15 protein-coding genes and 1 tRNA gene are annotated in these 23,496 nt (G+C 43.1%); 10 read left to right on the top strand and 6 right to left on the bottom strand.

Going from position 1 to position 23,496, the window contains the following annotated elements; translation table 11 throughout:
• Nucleotides 1-80: 80 nt before the first annotated feature.
• Nucleotides 81-1,478, bottom strand: a complete 1,398-nt coding sequence (locus GPM24_RS14965; protein ID WP_158827611.1) for a serine/threonine-protein kinase — start codon at nucleotides 1,476-1,478, stop codon at nucleotides 81-83.
• 524 nt (nucleotides 1,479-2,002) lie between these two features.
• Between GPM24_RS14965 and GPM24_RS14960 the strand changes: the two genes are divergently transcribed.
• On the top strand, nucleotides 2,003-2,983 hold the full coding sequence (locus GPM24_RS14960) for an aldo/keto reductase (RefSeq protein WP_158827609.1): 981 nt from the start codon (nucleotides 2,003-2,005) through the stop codon (nucleotides 2,981-2,983).
• A 176-nt stretch (nucleotides 2,984-3,159) separates the two neighbouring features.
• On the opposite strand, the gene GPM24_RS14955 is transcribed toward GPM24_RS14960, so the two are convergent.
• On the bottom strand, nucleotides 3,160-6,708 hold the full coding sequence (locus tag GPM24_RS14955) for a BamA/TamA family outer membrane protein (protein ID WP_158827607.1): 3,549 nt from the start codon (nucleotides 6,706-6,708) through the stop codon (nucleotides 3,160-3,162).
• A gap of 274 nt (nucleotides 6,709-6,982) precedes the next feature.
• On the opposite strand from GPM24_RS14955, the gene pxpB reads away from it, so the two are divergent.
• Genes pxpB through GPM24_RS14930 form a run of 5 tightly spaced genes read left to right on the top strand, consistent with a single transcriptional unit; the run spans nucleotide 6,983 to nucleotide 13,264 of the window.
• Nucleotides 6,983-7,729, top strand: coding sequence for a 5-oxoprolinase subunit PxpB (gene pxpB, locus GPM24_RS14950; RefSeq protein ID WP_233268871.1), 747 nt, complete (start codon nucleotides 6,983-6,985; stop codon nucleotides 7,727-7,729).
• Nucleotides 7,710-8,702 (top strand): 5-oxoprolinase subunit C family protein, encoded by a 993-nt coding sequence (locus GPM24_RS14945; RefSeq protein WP_158827606.1) that lies wholly within the window; start codon nucleotides 7,710-7,712, stop codon nucleotides 8,700-8,702. The genes pxpB and GPM24_RS14945 overlap by 20 nt, the downstream gene beginning before the upstream one ends.
• The gene (locus GPM24_RS14940; RefSeq protein WP_233268870.1) at nucleotides 8,695-9,489 is read left to right on the top strand and encodes a LamB/YcsF family protein; all 795 of its coding nucleotides are present in this window, start codon (nucleotides 8,695-8,697) and stop codon (nucleotides 9,487-9,489) included. The genes GPM24_RS14945 and GPM24_RS14940 overlap by 8 nt, the downstream gene beginning before the upstream one ends.
• Nucleotides 9,486-10,658 (top strand): NRAMP family divalent metal transporter, encoded by a 1,173-nt coding sequence (locus tag GPM24_RS14935; RefSeq protein WP_158827605.1) that lies wholly within the window; start codon nucleotides 9,486-9,488, stop codon nucleotides 10,656-10,658. The genes GPM24_RS14940 and GPM24_RS14935 overlap by 4 nt, the downstream gene beginning before the upstream one ends.
• Nucleotides 10,659-10,660: 2 nt before the next feature.
• Nucleotides 10,661-13,264, top strand: coding sequence for a M1 family metallopeptidase (locus tag GPM24_RS14930; protein ID WP_233268869.1), 2,604 nt, complete (start codon nucleotides 10,661-10,663; stop codon nucleotides 13,262-13,264).
• Nucleotides 13,265-13,309: 45 nt separating this feature from the next.
• On the opposite strand, the gene GPM24_RS14925 is transcribed toward GPM24_RS14930, so the two are convergent.
• A complete protein-coding gene (locus GPM24_RS14925; protein WP_158827604.1) occupies nucleotides 13,310-14,263 on the bottom strand; it encodes a DUF748 domain-containing protein in 954 nt (317 codons plus the stop codon).
• A gap of 267 nt (nucleotides 14,264-14,530) precedes the next feature.
• Between GPM24_RS14925 and GPM24_RS14920 the strand changes: the two genes are divergently transcribed.
• The 3 genes from GPM24_RS14920 (at nucleotide 14,531) to GPM24_RS14910 (ending at nucleotide 17,616) form a co-directional block, all read left to right on the top strand.
• Nucleotides 14,531-15,424: an MBL fold metallo-hydrolase gene (locus GPM24_RS14920; RefSeq protein WP_158827603.1), complete on the top strand. Its 894-nt coding sequence runs from the start codon at nucleotides 14,531-14,533 to the stop codon at nucleotides 15,422-15,424.
• 135 nt (nucleotides 15,425-15,559) lie between these two features.
• On the top strand, nucleotides 15,560-16,417 hold the full coding sequence (locus GPM24_RS14915; protein WP_158827602.1) for an OmpA/MotB family protein: 858 nt from the start codon (nucleotides 15,560-15,562) through the stop codon (nucleotides 16,415-16,417).
• Between the two features lie 155 nt (nucleotides 16,418-16,572).
• Nucleotides 16,573-17,616 (top strand): NAD(P)-dependent alcohol dehydrogenase, encoded by a 1,044-nt coding sequence (locus GPM24_RS14910; protein ID WP_158827601.1) that lies wholly within the window; start codon nucleotides 16,573-16,575, stop codon nucleotides 17,614-17,616.
• Nucleotides 17,617-17,723: 107 nt separating this feature from the next.
• Here the strand turns inward: GPM24_RS14910 and GPM24_RS14905 are convergent.
• Nucleotides 17,724-17,796, bottom strand: a tRNA-Gly gene (locus tag GPM24_RS14905).
• A gap of 124 nt (nucleotides 17,797-17,920) precedes the next feature.
• On the bottom strand, nucleotides 17,921-19,738 hold the full coding sequence (locus GPM24_RS14900) for a glycoside hydrolase family 15 protein (RefSeq protein WP_158827599.1): 1,818 nt from the start codon (nucleotides 19,736-19,738) through the stop codon (nucleotides 17,921-17,923).
• Nucleotides 19,739-19,935: 197 nt separating this feature from the next.
• Between GPM24_RS14900 and GPM24_RS14895 the strand changes: the two genes are divergently transcribed.
• Nucleotides 19,936-22,182 (top strand): PAS domain-containing sensor histidine kinase, encoded by a 2,247-nt coding sequence (locus GPM24_RS14895; protein ID WP_158827598.1) that lies wholly within the window; start codon nucleotides 19,936-19,938, stop codon nucleotides 22,180-22,182.
• Between the two features lie 19 nt (nucleotides 22,183-22,201).
• Here the strand turns inward: GPM24_RS14895 and GPM24_RS14890 are convergent, their stop codons facing one another.
• Nucleotides 22,202-23,458, bottom strand: coding sequence for a PQQ-dependent sugar dehydrogenase (locus tag GPM24_RS14890; protein WP_158827596.1), 1,257 nt, complete (start codon nucleotides 23,456-23,458; stop codon nucleotides 22,202-22,204).
• Nucleotides 23,459-23,496: the final 38 nt, after the last annotated feature.

Raw genomic sequence — 23,496 nt, 5'->3', positions numbered from 1 at the left:
GTGAGTACTGAACAGCAAAACGCCTTTTGATGTTTGCGAGCGCAACGTAATCAGCCAACCATCAAAATATTGCCAAACACTTAAAAGGGCTCTACCTCTGTAGTGTCACTTTTTTCCGTTTCGGTACTGTCTTTAGCCGGTTTAGGTTTCTTGATCGGCTCTTTAGGCGTAGAATCTGCAGTATCTACCGGCTGTTGAACCACCGGCTGTGTATTTACAGGTGTTTGCGGATCTTCAGTAGCCGGTGCGCCTACCCCACCACCGGTATCAACACGCATGGTGCTGGTGGTATCCTGATAAGCGGCGTTATCGGCTGCATTGTATGGTGTCGTTTTTTTGAAGAACAAAGTATACATAGAAAACGCCATGGACGTAACCAGGATAAATAAGATAGCAGCAAATAATGGCTTAGATACCGACACATTGGGTCCACCGGGTTCTTCGGTTGTTTCCCTGTCAGCATCAGCCTGCTGGTATTGAAGCAATAAGTTTTCCAATCGTTTGTTTTCACTCTCCAATGCAGTTAATCGGGCAAGCGCATTTACATCCTGCGCACTGTTTACACTGGCAGATAAACTCCCTTGCACGATTGCATAATGCAGCTCTACCCCATTGGCAAAACGCTGTTTAGGATCTTTATGCAAACATTTAAGAATAATACCCGAAAGCCATTCGGGTACCTGCATTTCCTGCAATTGCTTTTCATAAGTCCATGTAGACGGTACGTTTTTACTGCGCAATTCCATAAAGTTAGGAATGGCCGATTCCATATGGGATACAATCACCGCATTCCGGGCTGTTTCACCGCCGTCATGTAAAGGGAAAGGTACTTGTCCCGCCAGCAGTTCATATAATATTACGCCATAGCTGTATATATCCGTTTCGAGCAACATCACACCTTCATGTTGCTCGGGCGCCATAAACTCAATGGCCCCGGCATGCCGAATGCTGGTTCTCCGCTGTTCGTCAGACATCACTGCCAGACCAAAATCCAGCAGTACATAGTTGCCGGTATGCACATTGTACTTGACGTTGTTGCTTTTGATATCGCCATGCTTTACGCCTACCCCATGGCAGTGTGCCAAAGCAGAGGCCAATTGCTCGGCTACTTTAATGGTTTCCTTAATGGTGAAAACTTTTTCGCCTTTGGGTGGCTCTAAAAGATCTGCCAGGTCGGGCCCCTCAATAAATTCCATTTCAATAAAGGGGAAGTTACCACTTTCGGTAAGGCCGGAACTCAGAATTTTCACCACATGCGGACTAGGCTGCTCGTTTACCTTTTTAAGCTTTTCTACTTCGTTTAAAAAACGGCGGTAGTTGGCATCATCCTCGCTCTCATTATGAATGGGTGTAGGCAGCAGTTTAACGGCTGTTAATATCTGCCCTGTTCTTCTACCCTTATATACTGAGCCTTGGCCGCCCGTGCGCATCGCACCTAAGTTTTCAAGACCCTCAACTATAGTAAATACTCTACTCATCAGCTAAAAATTTCGACGTGTATGCTTAACACCAAAAAAGTGCCATTTGTTAAAAGTAAACACAACATAAATTTCAAAACGCCTTTAAACGCTTCTACGAAGCCTTAATTTTAATTTATTTTCGCTCAATTTGAAGTCAAAATCACTTACCACTTTAGAAGGTGGTCCGCTCAATTACATTCATCACCAAAAATTGAACGCACTGTTAATCGCTTAATAAATGGGCGCTTTTTAAGTACAATACGGGCTACGTTTCGTTTAACAGCTTTTGTATTGCATAAAGGATACCTATATGCAAATGACAATATGACTTCCTATTTAATTTAATAATTAAAATAATAATATGCAAATCGCCTGCTTTTTATACTTTACATAAGTACTTTTCTACTTTTTTCTGCTTAAGTATAAACATTAAGCCACACAATATCAAATAAGTAGTTTTATGTTTACAATCTTAAACCATCTTTCTTCGTGAATAAAAACCTATCTGACGGGCATTTGTACTCTTTAAAAACACACTGATTATGGAGTATGTAAGATTTGGGAACACGGGCATGATGGTATCGCGCATATGTTTGGGCACCATGACCTATGGTCGCCCTACCGAGCGCTGGCCCTGGGCACTGGATGAAGAACAGAGTCGTCCTTTTATTCAAAAAGCATTAGAACTGGGCATTAATTTTTTTGATACTGCCGATGTGTATTCGGCCGGAGCCAGCGAAGAAGTAGTAGGCCGTGCTTTGAAAGATTTTGCCAAACGTGACGATGTAGTATTGGCAACTAAAGTATTTAACCCCATGGGACCCGGCCCAAACGACAAAGGCTTATCACGCAAGCACATCATGAGCGCTATTGACGCCAGCCTGCAACGCCTCGGTACCGACTATGTGGATTTATACCAAATACACCGTTGGGATTACGACACCCCTATTGAAGAAACAATGGAAGCCCTGCACGATTTAGTTAAGGCAGGTAAGGTGCGTTACATAGGCGCATCATCTATGTATAGCTGGCAATTTGCCCAAGCCCAATTTGCTGCCGAGCGCAATAGATGGACCAAATTTGTTTCCATGCAGCCGCACTACAACCTGGTGTACCGGGAAGAAGAGCGTGAAATGATTCCGTTTTGTATCGATCAAAAGATAGCTATCATTCCATGGTCGCCGCTGGCGCGTGGCCTGCTTACCGGTCGCCGCAGTAAAGAGCGTACCGAAACGGAGCGTGCTAAAACCGACGCCTTCGGCAAATCACTGTACGGACAGGACGCAGACTTTGAAATTGTAAACCGTGTATCAGACCTTGCCGATCAAAAAGGCGTACCCAACGCACAAATCGCACTGGCCTGGATGCTGAGCAAACCGTACATAACCTCTCCTATAGTAGGTGCCAGCAAGCCGGGACATTTGGAAGATGCCGTTGCCGCATTGCAAGTAAAACTTTCGGACGAAGAAGTTAAACAGCTGGAAGAATTGTATATACCTCATCCGGTGTTGGGTTTTCAATAAGTTGTCTGCCTTTAGGGAAGGCTTTTAAAATTTTCAATGGAAATGTCATTTCGAGTGATAACGAGAAATCTTCTAAAAGCGAACAGTTAACCTGTCTATCTGCTTCAATAGATATCTCGTTATCACTCGAAATGACATTATAATAAAAAATACTTCTTGTTATTAAGAAAGGCCACTTAAAAACTTAGCGTAAAAGTGGCAAACGGATACCAACCTTCATGCGAATAACCAGCCTGAACTTTCAACAAAGCCAGATCTGCCGGAGAAAAATACATACCTCCTCCTACTACATTGTGCCAAGCAGTTGAATTCATTTTATTTTCCCAAACCCGGCCAATTCCATAAAAGCCAGTAACACCATACTGACCAGGCAAAATGTACGTAGCCATACGGTTTAGCCTTACTCTTGCTTCCAGATTATTATAAAGCATTTGCTGACCGGCAAAACGGTACTGACGGAATCCTGGCAGGTTATCCGGCCCGCCTAAAAATAAAGACTGGTAGTAAGCCGCCTTACCTACCGTTAAACCACCACCCAATTTATCGATAATAACAAAGCTAGAATTGGTAGTTACACTTTTATAAAATTCAACTAATGGTGTCACCTGCGCATAAGAACCCGAGCTGCCATTTAATCCGGCCATTGCTTTTACATTAACGCCAAAATAGATACCCCATGATGGTAGCACGGCATTATTCCGCTTGTCGTTGATATAGGTAATAGACAAACCTGCATGTAATTTATCTTGCGCTACCGTGGTACTATCGTAACTGTGTATCAGGTTAGTATTATAAATCAGCCTATTTTTATCATCCGGTAAAAAATGATAGTACTGAAAAGCCGGCCCAATACGTAAGCTGGTTACCCCACTGGCGTTTTGCCAGCGTAAGGATGCATTGAAATCGTACAAATTGAAACGGGCACGATAATATGTTTTGTAATCATCTACCTTATCAAAGTCAGTGTTGTTGCCCCTGCCGTAAAAGTTAATTACGTTAGGTAGGCTTACTTTACCGGTTATTTCAATATCTGCCTTATCAATGGCATCATACCATTGGCCGGTATAGCCGAACTTATTGGCGTTATTACCAAAACCATGCATTGCCGTAAACTGCTGCACATTACCCGGATTTTTGCGAAATCCTTGGTTAACGAAGCGTACGCCCACATTCAACCATGCACCATCGTCGGGATTATAACCAGCCATTAGCACCGGAGCATAAGTGTTATATAAGTTTGTTGGCACAAAGCTTACGTTTAATGAATCTTTACTGATGTGCTTATCTAATTTACTTTGTGCCTGGCCACTAAAAGTCGCGTTATCTAGTTTCTCATAAACGTCTATTCTACCAGTAGCATTTTGTGCATTATAACGCTTGCTACCCGTGCCGCCAATGATGCGCAGTTTGATGGGTGAATGCTTTACGTTGATCAATATACTGTCATCACCTTTTGAAGCATACATCCTAATTTCTTTAGTGACACTTGGCTCGTAAATACGACTAAACAGCACTTGCTTTTCAATGCCTGCTTTTGATATTTTACGAATGGTAACGTATAGGTCACCGTTTGATGTATCCTGAACAGTTATCAATTCATGCTTATCGGTTGCCTTAATGTCAACAATGCAGTTAAAAAAGCGGTAGTAATTTTCTGAGGCCTCTACTAAGTGATCCCGCCGTTCTTGCATATGTTTCTGCAACCAGTTATGCCTTATGCGATAAGTCTCGCCCGGCAATTTTAATAAAGCAGCTTGTATCACCGAATCGGTAAGCCCTGCCGCCACTTGTCGCGCTAGCCTCCTCCAGGTGTCATGGTCTAGTCCGGCCAAAAAACGAGTATTTAAGGAACTACCACTGTAGTAAAAAAAGTTAATTGCAGAAACATCGGCCGTGTAACCCTTTAAATAAGGCGCCACCCACATACTGGAGTTTACTTTTGGTATTAGGCCTTGGTTAATATAAAATGCCTGGTCGCGGTTTCGAGGCACAGCAAAATAATACTTATGCCCATTAACACTTCGATTTTGCCAGCGCCACTGGTCTTCCTGCTGATCCCAATCGCCCATAAACCAGTCAAGTAAACGGGCTTTAAAAAACTCGGCGGTATCAATCAAATTATCATTGTCGCGATCTAACGATTTAAGCATGTTGCCGGTATTGTCCGACCGGCCGCCTGGGTTGTACTCTTCCAAAATGCAGATAGTCTTGGCAAATATCTTATTATAATAGCCCAGCTTTGCGTCGGGCGATACCCAGCCAATTATTGGGTTGGTATGTGATACCTTTACCGCATTAGCCAGCACCGGTGCCATCAAAGTAGCATAAGGATGCTGAGCCGACATGGCATCGCGCAACCACGATTTGGCCAGCGTTTCTTTTTGTGCCTGCGTTAAGATCACCTCCGGATACTTCTCGATATTGCTTAACACCCATTGCTTGCCCTGAGCATCTTTCAAAATTAATGATGCGGTTTGGTGAATGCCACCCAATTGTACTGGCTTTAAACCGCCTTTGGCATCGCTAATGCGGATGACCGGCAGCTTCACGGGGGCAGCCCACTCTTTGCGGTAATTTTCGCCGTACAATTTGCGGTGAAAATTGCTTACTTCATCAAACTGCGGATGCGCCTTAACTATAATACTATCCTGCATCAGTGGCTCACCACTTGCCTCTAATTCTTCACTAACAGACACATAAGGCTTTGTATAAGTAAAAACCTGACGTAAAACGCTATCTTCACTGGCATAATAGGTAAATTTAATCTGCTTGCTGCAAAGCAGATCGGCTGTTACATAACCACCAATTGATGCAGCGTACAAAGCATTTTTTCCTTTCTTTACAAAGGCCTGCTTAGCCCCCGACCCACTCACCACCTGCATTTGCTTGCCATTGATAAACTGCAGGCCATGCTCATGCCCCGATATGTGTATTACGTTTGGAAAACCATCAAAAACGGCATCAATTTGCTGCACCATATTACGATACAGCGGGTGCCCTTGGTCTTGTGCGGTGGCAAAGTTGGCGCGCAAAAATGGGTACAGCGCACCTAAACCAGGCAACGGTATATATAAAGAGTGTTTAACTGAGGTGAGCGGAAAAAAATAATCAGCCAGGTTATAGTAACCACCATGGTGACCGTACGATTGGAAAGGATGATGATCGCACAACATGATAATCTTATCACGATTTTTGTAAAGCAACTCACGCATCTTGGCAATGATCTCATCATTGGTTTTGCAATCGCAATCGGCGTTCGGATTATCTTTACTGAACAGGTGCAACCACCATTCCGAGTCGAATGCGATAATGGTGATATCGTTGTTTACCTTAATCTCGTACGGGCCGGGGCAGCCATCCTCGGGTATCACTTTTAGTAGTGAGTCTTTTTGCTCGGCGATGTACTCCCACTGCCGTTTGGCTTTGGCCAGTCCGCGCGGCCCCATACGATCCCAGTCATGATTACCGGGAATAAAGTATACAGGCGCTCCTTTTTGCCGCATGGGCTTGAATTGCGACTGCAAAATATTCTTCGTTTCTTCTTCTTCACGGCTTCCGGGCAGGCCCATTCCGGTTGGGTAAATGTTATCGCCTAAATAAACCACCGTGCTTTTACCGGGAATTATATTATTGGCAGCGTGCCTAAGCACACCGCTTTGCTGCGGATCAAGCTCGCCGGCATCACCTATGTAAACTATGCGATATAATACGGAGTCCTGTGCCATTACTATTAACGGTAAACACAGCAAAAAGCAGAGTAGCAGTTTCTTCATTAAGACAGGTAAGATTGATAGTATGAAAAAGCCTTGCATCACTAACCCACCGGGCACACATTCAGATTACGGCTTAACAACGTATGCAAAGGTTATGTTTTGCCCAAATAAACCAAGCATGAACATAAAGTCGAGATGTGGAAAATGGTTTAGATGATGCTTTGTGTAACGATGTTAGTTAAAAACTTGCATGGTTAATGTGTTAATCATTAAATTTCACCTTCGAATGTCGTCTCAAATGCACAACGCTATTTTTTTCAACACTTATTCTTTAAGTGAACGAGCCATCAGCGTTGTATTTGGAAGCGACATTGACGATAGCACGTTACAACAGATTACCCAATTTAACCATACTTTACATCGAAAACCTTTTCCTGGTTTTTACACAACCGTTCCGGCATATACAACGCTTACAGTATTTTATGATCCTTTGCTGGTTATACAGTCAGATTTGCCCGGCACAGACTGCTTTGACAAAGTAACGCATTACTTGGAGCAACTAAAGCAGCACTTGGCTCAGGATCAACCTGGCTTAGGCAAAATGATAACCATACCTGTTTGCTACGGCGGCACATTTGGACCGGATTTGAAATATGTTGCAGCATCACACGGCTTTACAACCGACAAAGTGATTGACCTGCACAGTTCGGCTATATATAAGGTATACATGATTGGCTTCGTACCTGGATTTGCCTACTTAGGCGGCATGCCCGAAGTACTGGCAACACCCCGCTTAACCACGCCGCGAAAAGCAATACCTACCGGCTCGGTAGGTATTGCCGGGAAACAAACCGGTGTCTATCCGTTAGATACACCGGGTGGCTGGCAGTTAATTGGCCGCACACCGCTTGCCTTATTTGCTGCTAGCCGCTCACAACCTGCCTTATTGCAAGCCGGCGACACCATTAAATTTGAACCTATCCCTCACCACGAGTTTGATTTATACCGTCACCATGCAGATACGCATCATTAAACCAGGTATACTCAGTACGGTGCAAGATTTAGGCCGATGGAACTTTCTGCCGCAAGCTGTGCCGGTTTCGGGTGCAATGGATGCACTTGCAGCACGACTGGCTAATAAGGTTTTAGGGAATGATGATAACGACGCGGTTATTGAATTTACTTATTCTTCAGCGTCGTTTAAGGCAGAAACTGATTTACTGATAGCTTACTCCGGCGATGGTGCATTGCTGAAGTGCGATAATCAAGCTATACCCACGGATCGGCCCGTGTTTGTTCCGGCAGGCAACATTGTGCACTTAACCAATAATCCGGCAGGCTGCCGCACTTACCTGGCTATTGCCGGAGGCTTTGATGTGCCGGTAGTTTTGGGTAGCCGTAGCACATATACTACCGCTCAGTTAGGTGGCTTACATGGCAGGCTATTGCAGAGCAATGATCTACTGTACAACACCAGCCAACTCGGTTTAACAACATCCAAAATATTAAATAGTTTAACCGGCGAACATCTTAAATATCCTGCATGGAGCTTAACGAGCCACGCATTTCTTCCTTCTAACCGTAAAATCATCCGTGTGGTTCCGGGGCCAGAGTTTACGTGGTTTAATAGCCAATCTATCATCAACTTTTTAACTACTCCATTTACATTAACCTCACAAAGCAACCGCATGGGTTATCAACTGGAAGGTCCCGTAATAAACCGCAGGATACACAAGGAATTACTATCCACCGCGGTAACACCCGGCACTATACAAGTTACCGGCAGCGGCAACCCTGTATTACTGATGGCCGACTGCCAGACTACCGGAGGCTATCCGCGCATTGCCCAAGTGGCAGCTGTAGATGTGCCGCTATGCGGGCAACTAAAACCAGGCGACCAGATCCAATTTGAAGAAATCAGCCGCCAGAAAGCCGAAATGCTGTATATTGAACAGGAACAACAGTTACAAAAGCTTACCCACGCTATAAAAAGCAAGTATGCTTAAACAATTACAAAATAGCACACAAATGCAAACTATCGATTTAAACTGCGATATGGGCGAAGCCTTTGGTAACTATCCAATGCCCAATGATGAAACCTTGATGGATTACATTACCTCGGCCAATGTTGCGTGCGGTTACCACGCCGGCGATCATGACGTAATGCAGCATACCGTAGCCATGGCTGTAAAAAAAGGCGTAGCTATTGGGGCACACCCTGGCTTGCCCGACTTGCAGGGATTCGGTCGCCGCGAGATGAAGATATCGGCAAACGAAGCTTACCAGATAACCTTGTATCAAATAGGTGCTTTATATGGTTTTGTAAAAGCAGCAGGCGCCAAATTACACCACGTAAAAGCACATGGTGCCTTATATAATATGGCTGCAAAAGATGCGGCTTTGGCGCGATCTATTGTACAGGCCGTACACGATTTTGACCCCGACCTGATTTTATATGCCCTTGCCGGGAGTGAGATGATAAAGGCTGCAAAGCAAATCGGCATTTATACAGCCTCCGAAGTATTTGCCGACCGCACTTATCAGGACGATGGTTTGCTTACCGCCCGTAGCCAACCCAATGCCTTAATTACAGATGAGCAGCAATCTATCAATCAGGTATTGCTCATGGTAAAGCAACAACAGGTAATATCTATTAACCAAAAAAACATCTCACTGGTAGCCGAAACGCTGTGCCTTCACGGCGATGGTGCACACGCAGTGGAGTTTGCGAAAACCATCAGCCAAAGACTAAAAGCCGAAGGTGTAAACGTAAAAGCTCCTGTTTATAAATGAAAAAGTACAACTGGAGCGTTCTAATTGGCGCCGCATTTTTAATGGCTTCGTCGGCCATTGGTCCGGGTTTTTTAACACAAACGGCCACCTTTACCCAACAATTAGGAGCTAGCTTTGGCTTTGTTATCTTGCTTTCGGTATTATTGGATGCCATTGCCCAATTGAACATCTGGCGCATTATAGCTGTGGCCGATAAACCGGCACAGGATATTGCCAACCAGTTGCTACCGGGATTGGGATACTTTATATCCATGCTGGTTTTTTTAGGCGGATTAGCGTTTAACATTGGCAACATTGCCGGTGCTGGTTTAGGCTTAAATGTTTTGTTTGGTATAAACGTAGGGCAAGGTGCTATAATGAGCGCCATTATTGCCATTGGAATTTTTATATACCGCGAAGCAGGTAAGGTATTAGATACGTTTGCCAAAACGATGGGTCTAATCAAAATACTGTTAGCCCTTTATATTGCCTACATCAGTAATCCGCCTGTGGCCGAGGCTATGGTGCGGTCTGTCAATCCGTCAAAATTCAGCTTCACCGCTGTACTAACTATTGTGGGTGGAACCGTGGGTGGATACATTACGTTTGCCGGTGCTCACCGCTTGTTGGACGCCAGGCAAACTGGTAAAGAAAATCTGTCGGCAATAAATAAAGGGGCTTTAAGCGCTATTGGTCTGGCTTCATTAATGCGCATTTTGCTGTTTATTGCAGCATTGGGCGTAGTTACCCATTATGGTAAGCTAAACCCTGATAACCCGGCGGCTTCTGTGTTTCAATTGGCTGCAGGCAATGTTGGTTATAAATTATTTGGCTTAGTGCTGTGGGCGGCGGGTATTTCATCCACTGTGGGCTCGGCTTATACGTCGGTTTCTTTTATCAAAAGCTTTCATCCCCGTATTATGCAATTGAACCGGGAAATCATCATTGCGTTTATTGGGGTTTCCACTTGTATATTTCTGCTGGTTGGAAAACCGGTCAAAACACTAATCATGGTTGGCGCTTTAAACGGCCTTATACTCCCCATTGCTTTAAGTATAATGCTGATTGCGGCTTACCGTACCAAAATTGTGGCCGAGTATAAACAGCCACTTTGGTTAACCTTTTTGGGTATAATGGTAGTAGCCATTATGACTTGGATGAGCGCAGGCGCTATTACCGACTTATTTTAAAATTGAATTTAAAACATAAATTGTTTACCAAAGTGAAGCTATCTATCAGCAAAACTATACTTCTGTTAAGCTTAAGCACCGCTGCTTTTTCGCAGCAAAAAACAAAACTTGTGGCGGTTGAGCCGGGCGTATCTTTAGGGTTGGCCACTTACCGGCATTCGATTATCAGCAATATACAGTACAATTTAGATTTCACTATCCCTGCCGAAAGAGCGAAAGGCATTGCAGCAGTCGAAAATATAAGCTTCAATTTATCTGATGTAAGTCAGCCTTTACAACTCGATTTTAAAGAAAGCCCCGAGCGGATTAAAACCATAACGGTAAACGGCAAATCGGTAGGCATTGCCTTAATTGCAGAACACCTGGTGATTGAACCCCGGTATTTAAAAAGGGGAGTAAACAACATAGCCATTCAATTCACAGCCGGAGATGCCTCGTTGAACCGCAATGATGACTATCTGTATGCGCTCTTTGTACCCGACCATGCCCGCACGGCCTTTCCCTGCTTTGACCAGCCTGACTTGAAAGCTCGATTTTTGCTCACCTTGCGTGTACCTGCAAATTGGAAGGTTCAGGCTAATGGGGCTAAAAAAGATTCGGTTGCTGATGGTGCACAAACGGTGTATCATTTTGCCAACTCAGATAAACTGCCTACCTACCTATTCTCGTTCACAGCAGGCAAGTATCAATCAGCCGTTAAGATGGTAGGTGCTCGTTCGGCCGAGTTTTTGTACCGGGAAACAGATTCGACCAAAATACGATTGAGTGTCGATTCGGTATTTGAGGCCCATCAGGATGCTATCAGCTTTTTGGAGCAGTGGACAGGCATTCCGTTTCCATTTCAAAAAGTAGGCTTTGTGGCTATACCCGACTTCCAGTTTGGTGGCATGGAACATCCCGGAGAGGTGCAATACAAAGCATCGAGCTTATTTTTGGATGAAGGCGCCACTAAGGACCAGTTCATTTCCCGCATCAACCTTATCTCGCACGAAACGGCGCATATGTGGTTTGGCGATATGGTAACCATGCGCTGGTTTAACGATGTATGGATGAAAGAGGTTTTCGCCAATTTTATGGCCGATAAGGTAACCGAAAAACTAATGGGTACTGAAACCTTTAACCTCAAATTTTTGCAAGACCACTACCCTGCCGCCTATGGTGTTGACCGTACGCTGGGTGCCAATCCCATTCGCCAACAACTGGACAACTTACAGGAAGCCGGCTCCATGTATGGCAACATCATTTACCATAAAGCACCTATTATGATGCGCCAGCTGGAAACGCTGATGGGTAAAGATAACTTTAGACTAGGCATACGGGAATACCTTAAAAAATATGCTTATACCAATGCCACCTGGAATGATTTAATAGCTATTTTAAGTAAACATACCAAAACCAACTTATACAGCTGGAATAAGGTGTGGGTAAATCAACCCGGTAGACCGATTTTTGATTTCGACATGACCACCAATGGTAGTACTATCAGCAAGTTAACCATCTTCCAAAAAGCTGAGTATTCACCAGACCGGATATGGCCACAAGTATTTAAAGTTACCTTAGTGTACGCTGACCATAGTAAAGATATTATCGTTAACTCCAATACAGCCCGAACTGAACTTACCGCCGCCCACGGGATGCCCAGACCTAACTATATCATTTTCAATTCTGATGGGGTTGGTTATGGATTGTTTCCAACGGATAAAAATTTAGATTCAAATGTATATACCATTCAAAGTCCGCTGCAACGAGCATCCGTGTATATAGCGGCTTATGAAAATATGCTGGCTGGCCGTTCCTTCAAACCGCTGGAATTGCTTCATGTATTGCAAACCGGACTAACGGTTGAAAAAAATGAAATGAACCTGCGTTTGATTACCGGTTACCTAAGCAGTATTTACTGGACGTTTTTACAACCCTCTATACGCGAAAACCTGTCTGCCCAATTGGAACAATCGGTTTGGGATGCCATGCAGCAACAAACTGCGGCCAACAATAAAAAGATACTATTTTCATTATATCAAAGCATCTACACCTCAGCTTCAGCAAAAAGCAGCATGTACGCCATCTGGCAAAAGCAACAGGCCCCGGCAGGTGTGAAGCTTACCGAGGATGATTACACGTCTTTGGCGCTGTCTATTGCCTTAAAAAGTGACACAGCAACCCAGGTAATAAAGCAACAGGAAGACCGTATTAAAAATCCCGACCGCAAAAAAAGGTTGGAATTTTTGATGCCCGCCTTGTCATTAGATGCCTCGGTTAGGGACACATTTTTTAACAGCTTAGCGCAACGCAGCAATCGCAGTAAGGAAGCTTGGGTACTATCCGCGTTAGGCTATCTGCATCACCCGTTAAGGCAAAGCACATCTGTTAAGTATTTACCCAAAAGTTTGGATTTAATGGAAGAGATTCAGTCAACCGGCGATATATTTTTCCCGCAATCGTGGCTCAGTGCTACGTTTGGCAGCTATCAAAGTGCGGAAGCTAATCAAATTGTGCAAAGCTTTTTAAAGACACATCCCAATTATCCTTCTAAGCTAAAAGGTAAAATTTTGCAGGCTACGGATAACTTATTCCGGGCGCAAAAATTGTTAAAGGAAAACCAGTAATCTATTTGAATGCCTTGCTTTATAAAACAGGCAAGGCATTTTTGCTTAGTTCAATGATCCCTCAATACCCTGATTAAAAGCTTTAATGAATCCGTTTTTAAGCACACCTAAAAAGGTTTTCCAACTACTGGTTTTAGGATCCCTGATATTACCGCTGATGGGTACTTTGGTAGCTATTTGTTTGGTTTTATGATTTTCTACCACCTTTCCAAACAAGCCTATTACCGCTTCTTTGACGGCCTGTAATATACCACCCTCTTTTTTGTCCTTTTTCCAGTTAAGCACTTTCAGGTTTTTAATAAAAGGTTTAACATAACCATCCAACTGACCGTTCATCAATTTAAGCTCGCTAAAAATGTTGATGCTGCCGCGCTCAACGTCAAATTTTCCGTACGCTTTAATAAAACCATTGAGACTAGTAAGTTGGGCACCGGTAAGCTGCATATTCATATCAAAGTCGGGAATATCTTTTAATGCATTCACTTTCATATCGGCTTTCAAATGCCCGTTGCCGATAGATGTACCGGTAAGCGTAACACTGGATGGCAGCCGCTCTCCTTTCTTATCTGCATTAGCTAAATTTAGGGCGGTAAGTTGCATGCCGGTTATGTATAAATTCACATCCGGACTGGCGCCGAAATCCAGATAGGTAAACTTCCCTTGATTTACCTGCAACCGGTTAACGGTAATAGGCATCAGGTCTTTGACAGTTTCTGTCCAGCTTTCGCGGGATGGCTCTTTGTCCAAATCTGCCGATGCCGCCAAAATATAGATACTCGGGCGATCCATAATTACTTCTCCAACTAACTTTCCCTTAAATACCGATTTCCATTCAATGGAAAGATCAGTATGATCAATATGCAGAAACGGGTACTTACTTTTATCCCAACGCTTTTTAAGCACCAGCCCATCAATGGCATAGGCGCCACGCAACAAGTGAATATCAATATCGTCTACATGGCCGGTGTAACCCGGCAATTCATTCAACTGTTTGTTCACATAACTTTTGACAATGCTTGGTAGCAATAGCCTGAATATAATTAAAGCAACGAGTAGGATCAGTAATATCTTGTATGATTTATTTAGTGTATTCCACATAAGCATATCTGCTATATAACATATTAATAAGATGCAGATTAAAGTACTGACATTTGAATTTGTTTGAAATTAACAACTTACTTACAACTCAATGTATAACAAAGTAACTAGTATAATTAAGTTCTTATTAATTTTTTATCTTACCGAACCAAAATCATTAAACCAATTATGCAACGTCGTCAGTTTTTAACCAGCAGCTTATTATCAGCGGGTGCCTTGTCACTGGCTAATCAAAAAAGTTTAGCCTGGGCATTGCAGCCCGGTTATAAGTTTAAACCTTTACGCAACAACGTGGGCATATTTGCAGAGCAGGGCGGCACTATTGCCTGGCTGGTAAATAAAGAAGGTATAGCTGTAGTAGATGCCGAGTTTCCGGCACCAGCCGAGCATTTAATTGCCGAGTTAAAAAAGCAATCAGACAAACCTATTCAATGGCTTATTAACACCCACCATCATGGCGATCATACCAGTGGGAACATCTCATTTAAAGGCATAGCACAACACGTAGCCTCACACGCCAATTCACTGGCTAATCAAAAAAGTACAGCCGCTAAGCAAAACAACGATGACAAACAGCTATACCCTGACACTACCTTTACCACTGAATGGAAAGTAAAATTGGGCGATGAGCGCATACATGCTTATTACTGGGGCGCTGGCCATACCAACGGCGATAGCATGATTCATTTTGAAAACGCCAACATTGTACACACCGGCGATTTGGTATTTAACCGCCGCTACCCTTTTGTTGACCGCACAACAGGTGCATCCGTGCAAAGCTGGGTAAACGTATTACAAAAAGCGCAAAAGCAATTTAATAAAGATACCTTATTCGTATTTGGTCATGCCTTTGACCCCGAGAAGGTAACCGGATCTATGGCCGATTTAGCTGCTATGCAAAACTATATGGAACGCCTAATAGATTTTGTAAAAAGCAGTATCAAAGCCGGTAAAAGTAAAGACGAAATATTGGCTGCCACCAGCATACCTGGTGTTACTGAATGGCAGGGCGATGGTATTAAGCGGAGCCTCACAGCCGCCTATGAGGAGTTTACAATGTAATTTGCTGCAGCTTTTTATGATATATCAGCATTTTGGATTTACGATGCCAACCAGCTTACAACCACAAATCAAACCTTCTTGCCTTTTTTTAGTTTAACTATCATTCGTACATATTACTAACTTAAGTATTAGCTTATGAAAATTCAACTAACTATACCGGCCTTGCTTTTGTTGGCCGTGATGGCCCAGAGTTGTGTCAGCAAAAAACAATACACTGAACTGCAAACCCGCTACAACCGGCTAGATAGCAACACCCGCGACATGCGTGGCCGCTTTTTAACCAGCGAACGCAACTTGGCGGTGGTAAACGGCAGGGTAAAAAGCCTGGAAGAACAAATTGCTTCGGAACGTGCCAACAACAAAACATTGCAGGAGGCTTTAGACAAATGTTTAAATTCCAGCAGCCAGGGTAACGTTAATATCTCTAAACTGGTTGACGAGATTAATCGTTCTAACAAATACATTCAGCAATTGGTGAACGCTAAAAACAAAAGCGACTCGCTTAATATGGTACTTACCAATAACCTGACACGTTCGTTAAGTCAGCAGGAAATGCGTGATGTAGATGTGCAGGTATTAAAAGGTGTGGTTTATATTTCACTGGCTGATAACATGCTTTATAAATCGGGCAGTTATGAAATTTCACCTCAGGCTGGAGAAACGCTGAGCAAAATCTCTAAAATTATTAAAGATTACAGCACTTATGATGTGCTGATTGAAGGTAATACCGATAATGTACCTATTACCCAGAAAAACATTCGTAACAACTGGGATTTGAGTGCTTTACGTGCATCATCAGTAGTATTGGCGCTGCAAACCAATTACGGTGTAGATCCCAAACGCTTAACCGCTGGTGGCCGTGGCGAATACAATCCTATTGCTGACAACAGCACGGAGGCCGGACGAATTAAAAACCGCCGTACACAAATCATTATCACGCCAAAACTGGATCAGTTTATGGATTTGATTGGTAAAGCTCCTGAAAAGCAGTAAGAATTTAATTGTGATTAATAGTTTAAAGGCCCACCTCAGAAGTGGGACTTTTTATGTTTCGAAAATACTGTTTGAATGTTTAAACTTCAAAATTGCATTCTGCAAACAAAACTTCGGCTTTGGGTATTCATTTTTGTACAAACTATTAACCAAACATGACATCAGCAAAAGCCTATGCTGCCCAGGCAGCCGACAAGCCATTGGCTCCGTTTACCATCGATCGGCGCGAACCCGGTCCGGACGACGTAGAAATCAAAATTTTATATTGTGGCGTATGCCACTCCGACATTCACACTGCCCGTAATGAGTGGGGTGGTACAGTTTACCCGGCCGTTCCCGGTCACGAAATTGTAGGTAAAGTAACACGTGTGGGTGAAAATGTAACCCGCTTTAAAGAAGGTGATACCGTAGGTGTAGGTTGTTTTGTAGACTCTTGCATGCACTGCGTTAATTGCGAGCATGATTTAGAGCAGTATTGCCTGAACGGACATACGCAAACTTACAACTCCCCTACACAAGACCAATCATCTATAACGCTAGGTGGTTATTCAAGTCACATTGTGGTAACCCAACACTTTGTTTTATCGGTATCGGATAAATTGCCGCTTGAAAAAGTTGCACCGCTTTTGTGTGCTGGTATCACCACCTATTCTCCATTGCGCCATTGGAATGTTAAGGAAGGCGATAAAGTAGCCGTAGTAGGTTTAGGCGGTTTGGGCCACATGGCTGTTAAACTGGCTGCCTCAATGGGTGCCGAAGTTACCATGCTAAGCCGCTCTAAAAGTAAAGAGAAAGATGCCGCCGAATTAGGTGCACATTATTTCAAATTAACTACCGATAAAGATACCATGAGTGAACTGGCCGGTAGTTTTGACATTATCATCAATACCGTATCAGCTCCTCACGATTACAATGAGTATTTGAACTTGTTGAAAACGGATGGTGTGATGGTACTATTGGGCGCTCCGCCAGAACCAACCCCTGTTGCAGCCTTCCCGTTAATATTAGGTCGCCGTACGCTGGCAGGTTCACTGGTAGGTGGTATTAAAGAAACACAGGAAATGCTGGATTACTGTGCTGAGAAAAATATTACTTCGGATGTAGAAGTGATCAGCATCGACAAAATCAATGAAGCTTATGAGCGCACCTTAGCTGGCGACGTGCATTACCGCTTCGTAATTGACATGTCTACTTTATAAGTAGATTTTAGCGTACTAAACAAAAAAGGCCTTCCGATGGGAAGGCCTTTTTTGTTTTAATATTATTATAACAAAAAAGCCGGCAATTACTTACCGGCTTTTTGAAGAGCGAAAGACGAGATTCGAACTCGCGACCCCGACCTTGGCAAGGTCGTGCTCTACCAACTGAGCTACTTTCGCCTGTTTGGAAAGGCTTGTTTTTAATAAGCTTCTTTCCGTTTGGGAGCGCAAATATAGAAACTACATTTACGATTCAAAAATTTTTTTGAAAAATTTTTGAATCGTATCCTACCCTTGCTTAATACTAATGTAATCTGCTTATTTGCTTATCTAACTCGAGTGCAGCGCTGATAAGTGCCAGGTGGGTGAACGCCTGTGGAAAGTTACCCAGATGCTCGCCCTGCTTACCCAGCTCTTCACTAAACAATCCTAAATGATTGGCGTAACCTCTCATTTTTTCAAAATTTTCTACAGCACGTTCAATTTCACCACTCTTAGCCAAAGCTTCAATAAACCAAAAAGAACACATGTTAAAAGTACCCTCTTCGCCATCCAATCCGTCAATTTTCTCGAATTCGTTTTGATATCTGTAAATAAGAACATCCAAACGCAATTTATCATCAATCACTTCCATAGTAGATAGCCAGCGCGGTTCAACAGGCGAAATGTAATGCAGCAACGGCATTAGTAATACACTGGCGTCAACAACCTGTGCACCTTTGTATTGTACCCAAGCCTTTAAATCTTCGTTCCAAAAATTATGGTAGATATCATTGTAAATTTCGTCGCGTACTTTTTTCCATTCCTGCTCCGGGTATGGGAATGAACGGAAATCGGCTATTTTGATAGCCCTATCCATTGCCACCCAGCACATTAGGCGGGTATGCAAAAATTCTTTTTTCTCATTCCTGATTTCCCAAATGCCATGGTCGGGTAAATGCCAGCTTTCGATAACCACTTGTACATACTGGCACACCACCTGCCAAAACTCGTAAGTAATCGGTTTGTGCGATTTATTGTAGATGTAAATGGTATCTATCAATTCGCCATAAATATCAATCTGCAGCTGGTCGCGCGCGGCATTACCTATACGTACCGGCTTAGAATCGCGGTATCCATCTAAATGATCCAGCTCTTTTTCCTCTAGCTCGGTAGTACCGTCAATTCCATAAATTAACTGTAATTTGTTGTTAGTGCTGACATTAAAAATCCAGGTCAAAAACTCAGTCGCCTCGTCATACAACCCCAAACGCAAAAAAGCGTACATGGTAAAAGCAGCATCTCTTACCCAAGTATACCGATAATCCCAGTTACGGTTACCACCAATAGCTTCTGGCAAACCAAAAGTTGCCGCCGCAACCACCGAACCGTATTTATGTGACGTAAGTAGCTTTAAAGTGATGGCCGACCGCCATACTAACTCGCTCCACCTGCCCCGGTAAGTTGTTTTGGTAATCCATTTACGCCAGGCGGATATGGTTTGCTGGTAGGTGTTGTGTGTATAATGTTCCAAGTTATGAAACGCACTTTCGTTTCCGGTTTCGACCGACTCCAAGATGATATGCGCTACACCCGATTCATCGACCGTAAATTCGGCATACCCATCTTGGTCTTGTACCTGCAATGGAACGTCGGCTTGTAAACGCAGCTTTGCTATACCGTCATTTTTGGCCGAAAATATGATATGGTTATCTTTTAATTCGCTGCTATGCTCATCACGGGCATAATTAAACCTTGGGGCGCAATGCATTTTGAAAGTAATATTTCCCCTAACGGCCCTCACTTTGCGAACGATAGTGCTCACTGAATCTTTATCCTTCGGGTTTAGTGGCATAAAGTCAATAATTTCGGCAATACCCGACTCCGAAAAAAAACGGGTTAGTAAAATAGCCGTTCCCGGAATGTATAGTTGTTTGGTTTTATACTTGCCCATTTGCGGTTCAATAGAAAAGTAACCGCCCTTATTAGCGTCCAACATGGAAGCAAATACTGTTGGTGAATCAAATCTTGGGAAAGACATAAAATCGATAGAACCATTAAGCGATACCAGGGCTACTGTTTTCAGGTCTCCTATAATTCCGTAATTTTCAATGGGCTCGTATAGTCGGGAAGCATGTTTCATGGTTCAGTAACAAGCCAACCCATAGGTTGTTGTAACAAGAGCCATTTGACTAAGATTAATTTAATAATATTTCAAAAAACATTATATAAATTTTGCCTTTAAAGCAATGATGCTATTAATTTCAGACATAAAATATCATTTTATAAATTGCAACGTACCAGCATGCATTCTTAGACAATAGAACTCAAATTTCCCTAATGGCAGACCAAGAAATTATAACGCATCAAACAAATAATCAACATCAAATTCAGCTAAGTAAGCTACTGGATTTATCCCTTGATGTTATTTGCACTATAGATGCTAAAGGGAAGTTTGTTACTGTTAGCGCTGCTGCATTATCTATTTGGGGTTATAAACCAGACGAACTGGTTGGCCAACATGTTTTTAATTTCATTCATCCTGATGATCAGCTTGCTTCTCGTCTAGAAGGTCAAAAAATTAAGGCCGGACATAGCGTTACAAACCTTGAAAACCGCTTTATATGTAAAAACGGATCACTTGCACCTATGGCATGGTCGGCCCGGCGTGACGATGAGCAAAAGATGATATATTGTATAGCCCGCGATGGGTCCGAACGGTTAAAGGCAGCCCAGCAGTTGCAATTAAACGAACAGCGCTTTAAAAGCCTTGTTCAACATAGTTCGGATATGATTTCCATTTTGAGCATGGATGCCAATTACATTTACAAAAGTGCATCATCTTACGCCATCACCGGCTGGCACCCCGAAAAATTTATTGGCCGCAATGCTTTTTACTTTATTCATCCTGCCGATCATGAAATGGTGCTAACTGCTTTTAAGCAACTAACTAATTTAAAAACTGTTCATATCCCGCCTTTCCGTTTTAAACATCAAGATAGTGGATATCGCTGGTTGGAAACGGTGTTAACCAACCGGCTAAGCGACCCAACTATTGGCGGCATAGTGGCCAACTCACGTGATGTTACAGAGAGAATTAAGGCGTTAGACAAGCTAAAGGAAAGCGAAGCAAAATTAAAATTAGCTGCGGAGATTGCCCGCTTAGGGTATTGGCAGCACCTGGCAGATGGTACTAACCGCTACTGGTCTGACGAGGTTTTTAATATTATGGGCATAAGCAAAAAGGCAGATTTGAACGATGTGGTATCTCTCTTAACCGTCATTCATCCGGATGATAAAGAAAGATATTTTAAAAAGCAGGCTCAGTACTTAAGTGGTGAAGAACATAGCATTGAATACCGGGTTATTGATACCGATGGCACTATCAAATGGGTTTGCGAAACCGGCCGCAAAGTAAAAGATGATAAAACCGACGAGTATATTGTAATAGGTACCCTGCAAGACATCACTGCACAAAAGCTGCTTGCCATATCGTTTGAGGAAAGTACCAAACGATACAAGTACGCTACCAAAGCCAGTTCTGATGCTATTTGGGACTGGAACCTGGAGCAAAACCTTCATTACTTAGGTGAAGGCTTTGAAACAACCTTTGGCCACTTAATAAACGAAGATGATTTAAGCATCAACACCTGGATTAACAATATACATCCCGAAGATTCTAAAAGGGTATCTGACGGAATATACAATGTGATAAACAGCACAGAAAACACCTGGGTTGACGAATATCGCTTTTTACGGGCAAACGGTACTTATGCGTATGTAGTAGATAAAGGCTTTGTGATACGCGATGAACGAGGTAAAGCATTACGCATGGTTGGTGCCATGCACGATATATCGGGGCAAAAAAAAGCAGAAAAAGAATTAAAAGCGTTTGCAGATGATTTATACAAGCGCAACAAGGAACTGCATGAATTTGGCTACATTGTTTCCCACAACCTGCGTTCGCCGGTTGCCAACATTATGGGTATAGCTGATTTGCTTGACATGGACAAGGAAGACGCAGATACAGTTGAAATGTGCGCTGATAACCTTAAGAAAGCCGTTAAAAGCTTAGACATGGTAATTAAAGATTTAAGCACCATTTTATCGGCTACAGACGGATCACTGATGGTTCATCATGAAAGCATTAATTTGCAAGAAGTTATCAGTAACATAAAAACTGATTTAAAGGATGCTATCATCCGTTCGGACGCTGTTATTACTGAACTGGATCAGCCGTTTATTTTGTTCTCGCATAAAGCTTATGTATACAGCATTTTTTACAACTTAATTAGCAACGCTATCAAATATCGATCATCAAAGCAGCCTATAATTCATATTACTGTTACAGCCGGTTACAAAGCTGTGAGTATTTGCGTTCGCGACAACGGCATCGGATTGGATTTAGCTAAGCATGGCAGCGATTTATTCAAACCTTATAAGCGATTCAACACCCACACGCAAGGAAAGGGATTAGGCCTATTTTTGGTAAAAAGTCATATAGAAGCGTTAGACGGTACTCTTTCTGTAGAAAGCGAAGTAGGTGTTGGCACTGCATTTACCATTGAGTTACCAATAGATGATTAACTATGCAATGTCCTTAAACTTACTTTTTTGCTATTTTATATAACTTGCCACCATCGGTTACTGTGTACAAAGCGCCATCTTTACCTTGAGTTATGGCTCTAAAACGTTCGCCTTTATCGGCTAGTAAACGTTCTTCGCCCACAACCTTATTGTCTTTAATTACTAAACGGCAAACATGCGACCCGCTTAGGGCGCCGATAAACAGGTTACCTTTCCATTCCGGGATGATATCGCTGTTGTAAAAAGTGATGCCCGCCGGTGATATTACAGGATCCCAGTAGTAAAGTGGTTGTTCCATACCATCTTTTTGCTGTATGCCCTCGCCTACCTTACCGCCCGCGTATTCAATACCATAAGTGATAACCGGCCAGCCATAGTTTTTACCGGCACGAATGATGTTTACTTCGTCGCCTCCGCGCGGACCAAATTCTACCTCCCATAATTCATGCGTATCTGGGTTCCAAGTCATTCCCTCGGGGTTGCGCAACCCGTATGCATAAATTTCGGGGCGAGCACCAGCTGTACCAGCAAATGGGCCTCCGGCAACCGGCTTACCTTCTTTGGTGATGTGAATAACTTTACCAATAGCTGCGCTTAAATCTTGTGCTTTAACACGAATATCATCAGCACCGCGTTCGCCGGTACTTACAAACAGGTTACCTTGCTCGTCAAACAAAATTCGGGAACCATATTGTAACCCTCCATTGTAAGCAGGTTCGGCCCGATATATAACTTGCACATTTTCAATTTTAGTTTCGTCTGCCGATAACCGGCCTTTGGCTACAGCCAGTAAAGAACCGCCCGAAGTACGTTCCGCATAATCCCAATAAAGCATGCGGTTATCGGTAAATTGCGGATCAATATTCACATCCAATAAGCCGCCCTGCCCTTCATCAACAACAGCAGGCAATCCGGTTATTTGCTTATTCACTTTACCATCTGGTGCAAGGATGAGCATGCTACCCCCTTTTTGCGTTACCAAAAAGCGTCCGTCGGGCAAATTGCATATCGCCCACGGGCGTTGCAAGTTGCTATTGAGAACGGTAATAGCCAATGGTGTTTGGGTATGCACGCCGCCTATACGCGTTTGCCCCGCAAAAGCAGGTTTATAACTACTGTTAGGTGCATTGGTTTCAACAGGCGTTGATGTACCTGGTTGTGTATCATTGGGCTTTTGATTACCTGCACCTGCAGATGGTTCATTATGATGACAGGCGGTTAAAGCGGCAGTTAATAAAAATCCAGAAATTACAATTTTATAAACAACAGATTGCATAACATGAATGGTTTATTATACTACCATAATCAGCCGGT

It is taken from the genome of Mucilaginibacter lacusdianchii, from assembly GCF_009770985.1.
In the GTDB taxonomy this organism is placed as follows: domain Bacteria; phylum Bacteroidota; class Bacteroidia; order Sphingobacteriales; family Sphingobacteriaceae; genus Mucilaginibacter; species Mucilaginibacter lacusdianchii.
The sequence above is the reverse complement of the archived record's forward strand: the minus strand, read 5'-3'. Positions and strand labels throughout refer to the sequence as shown.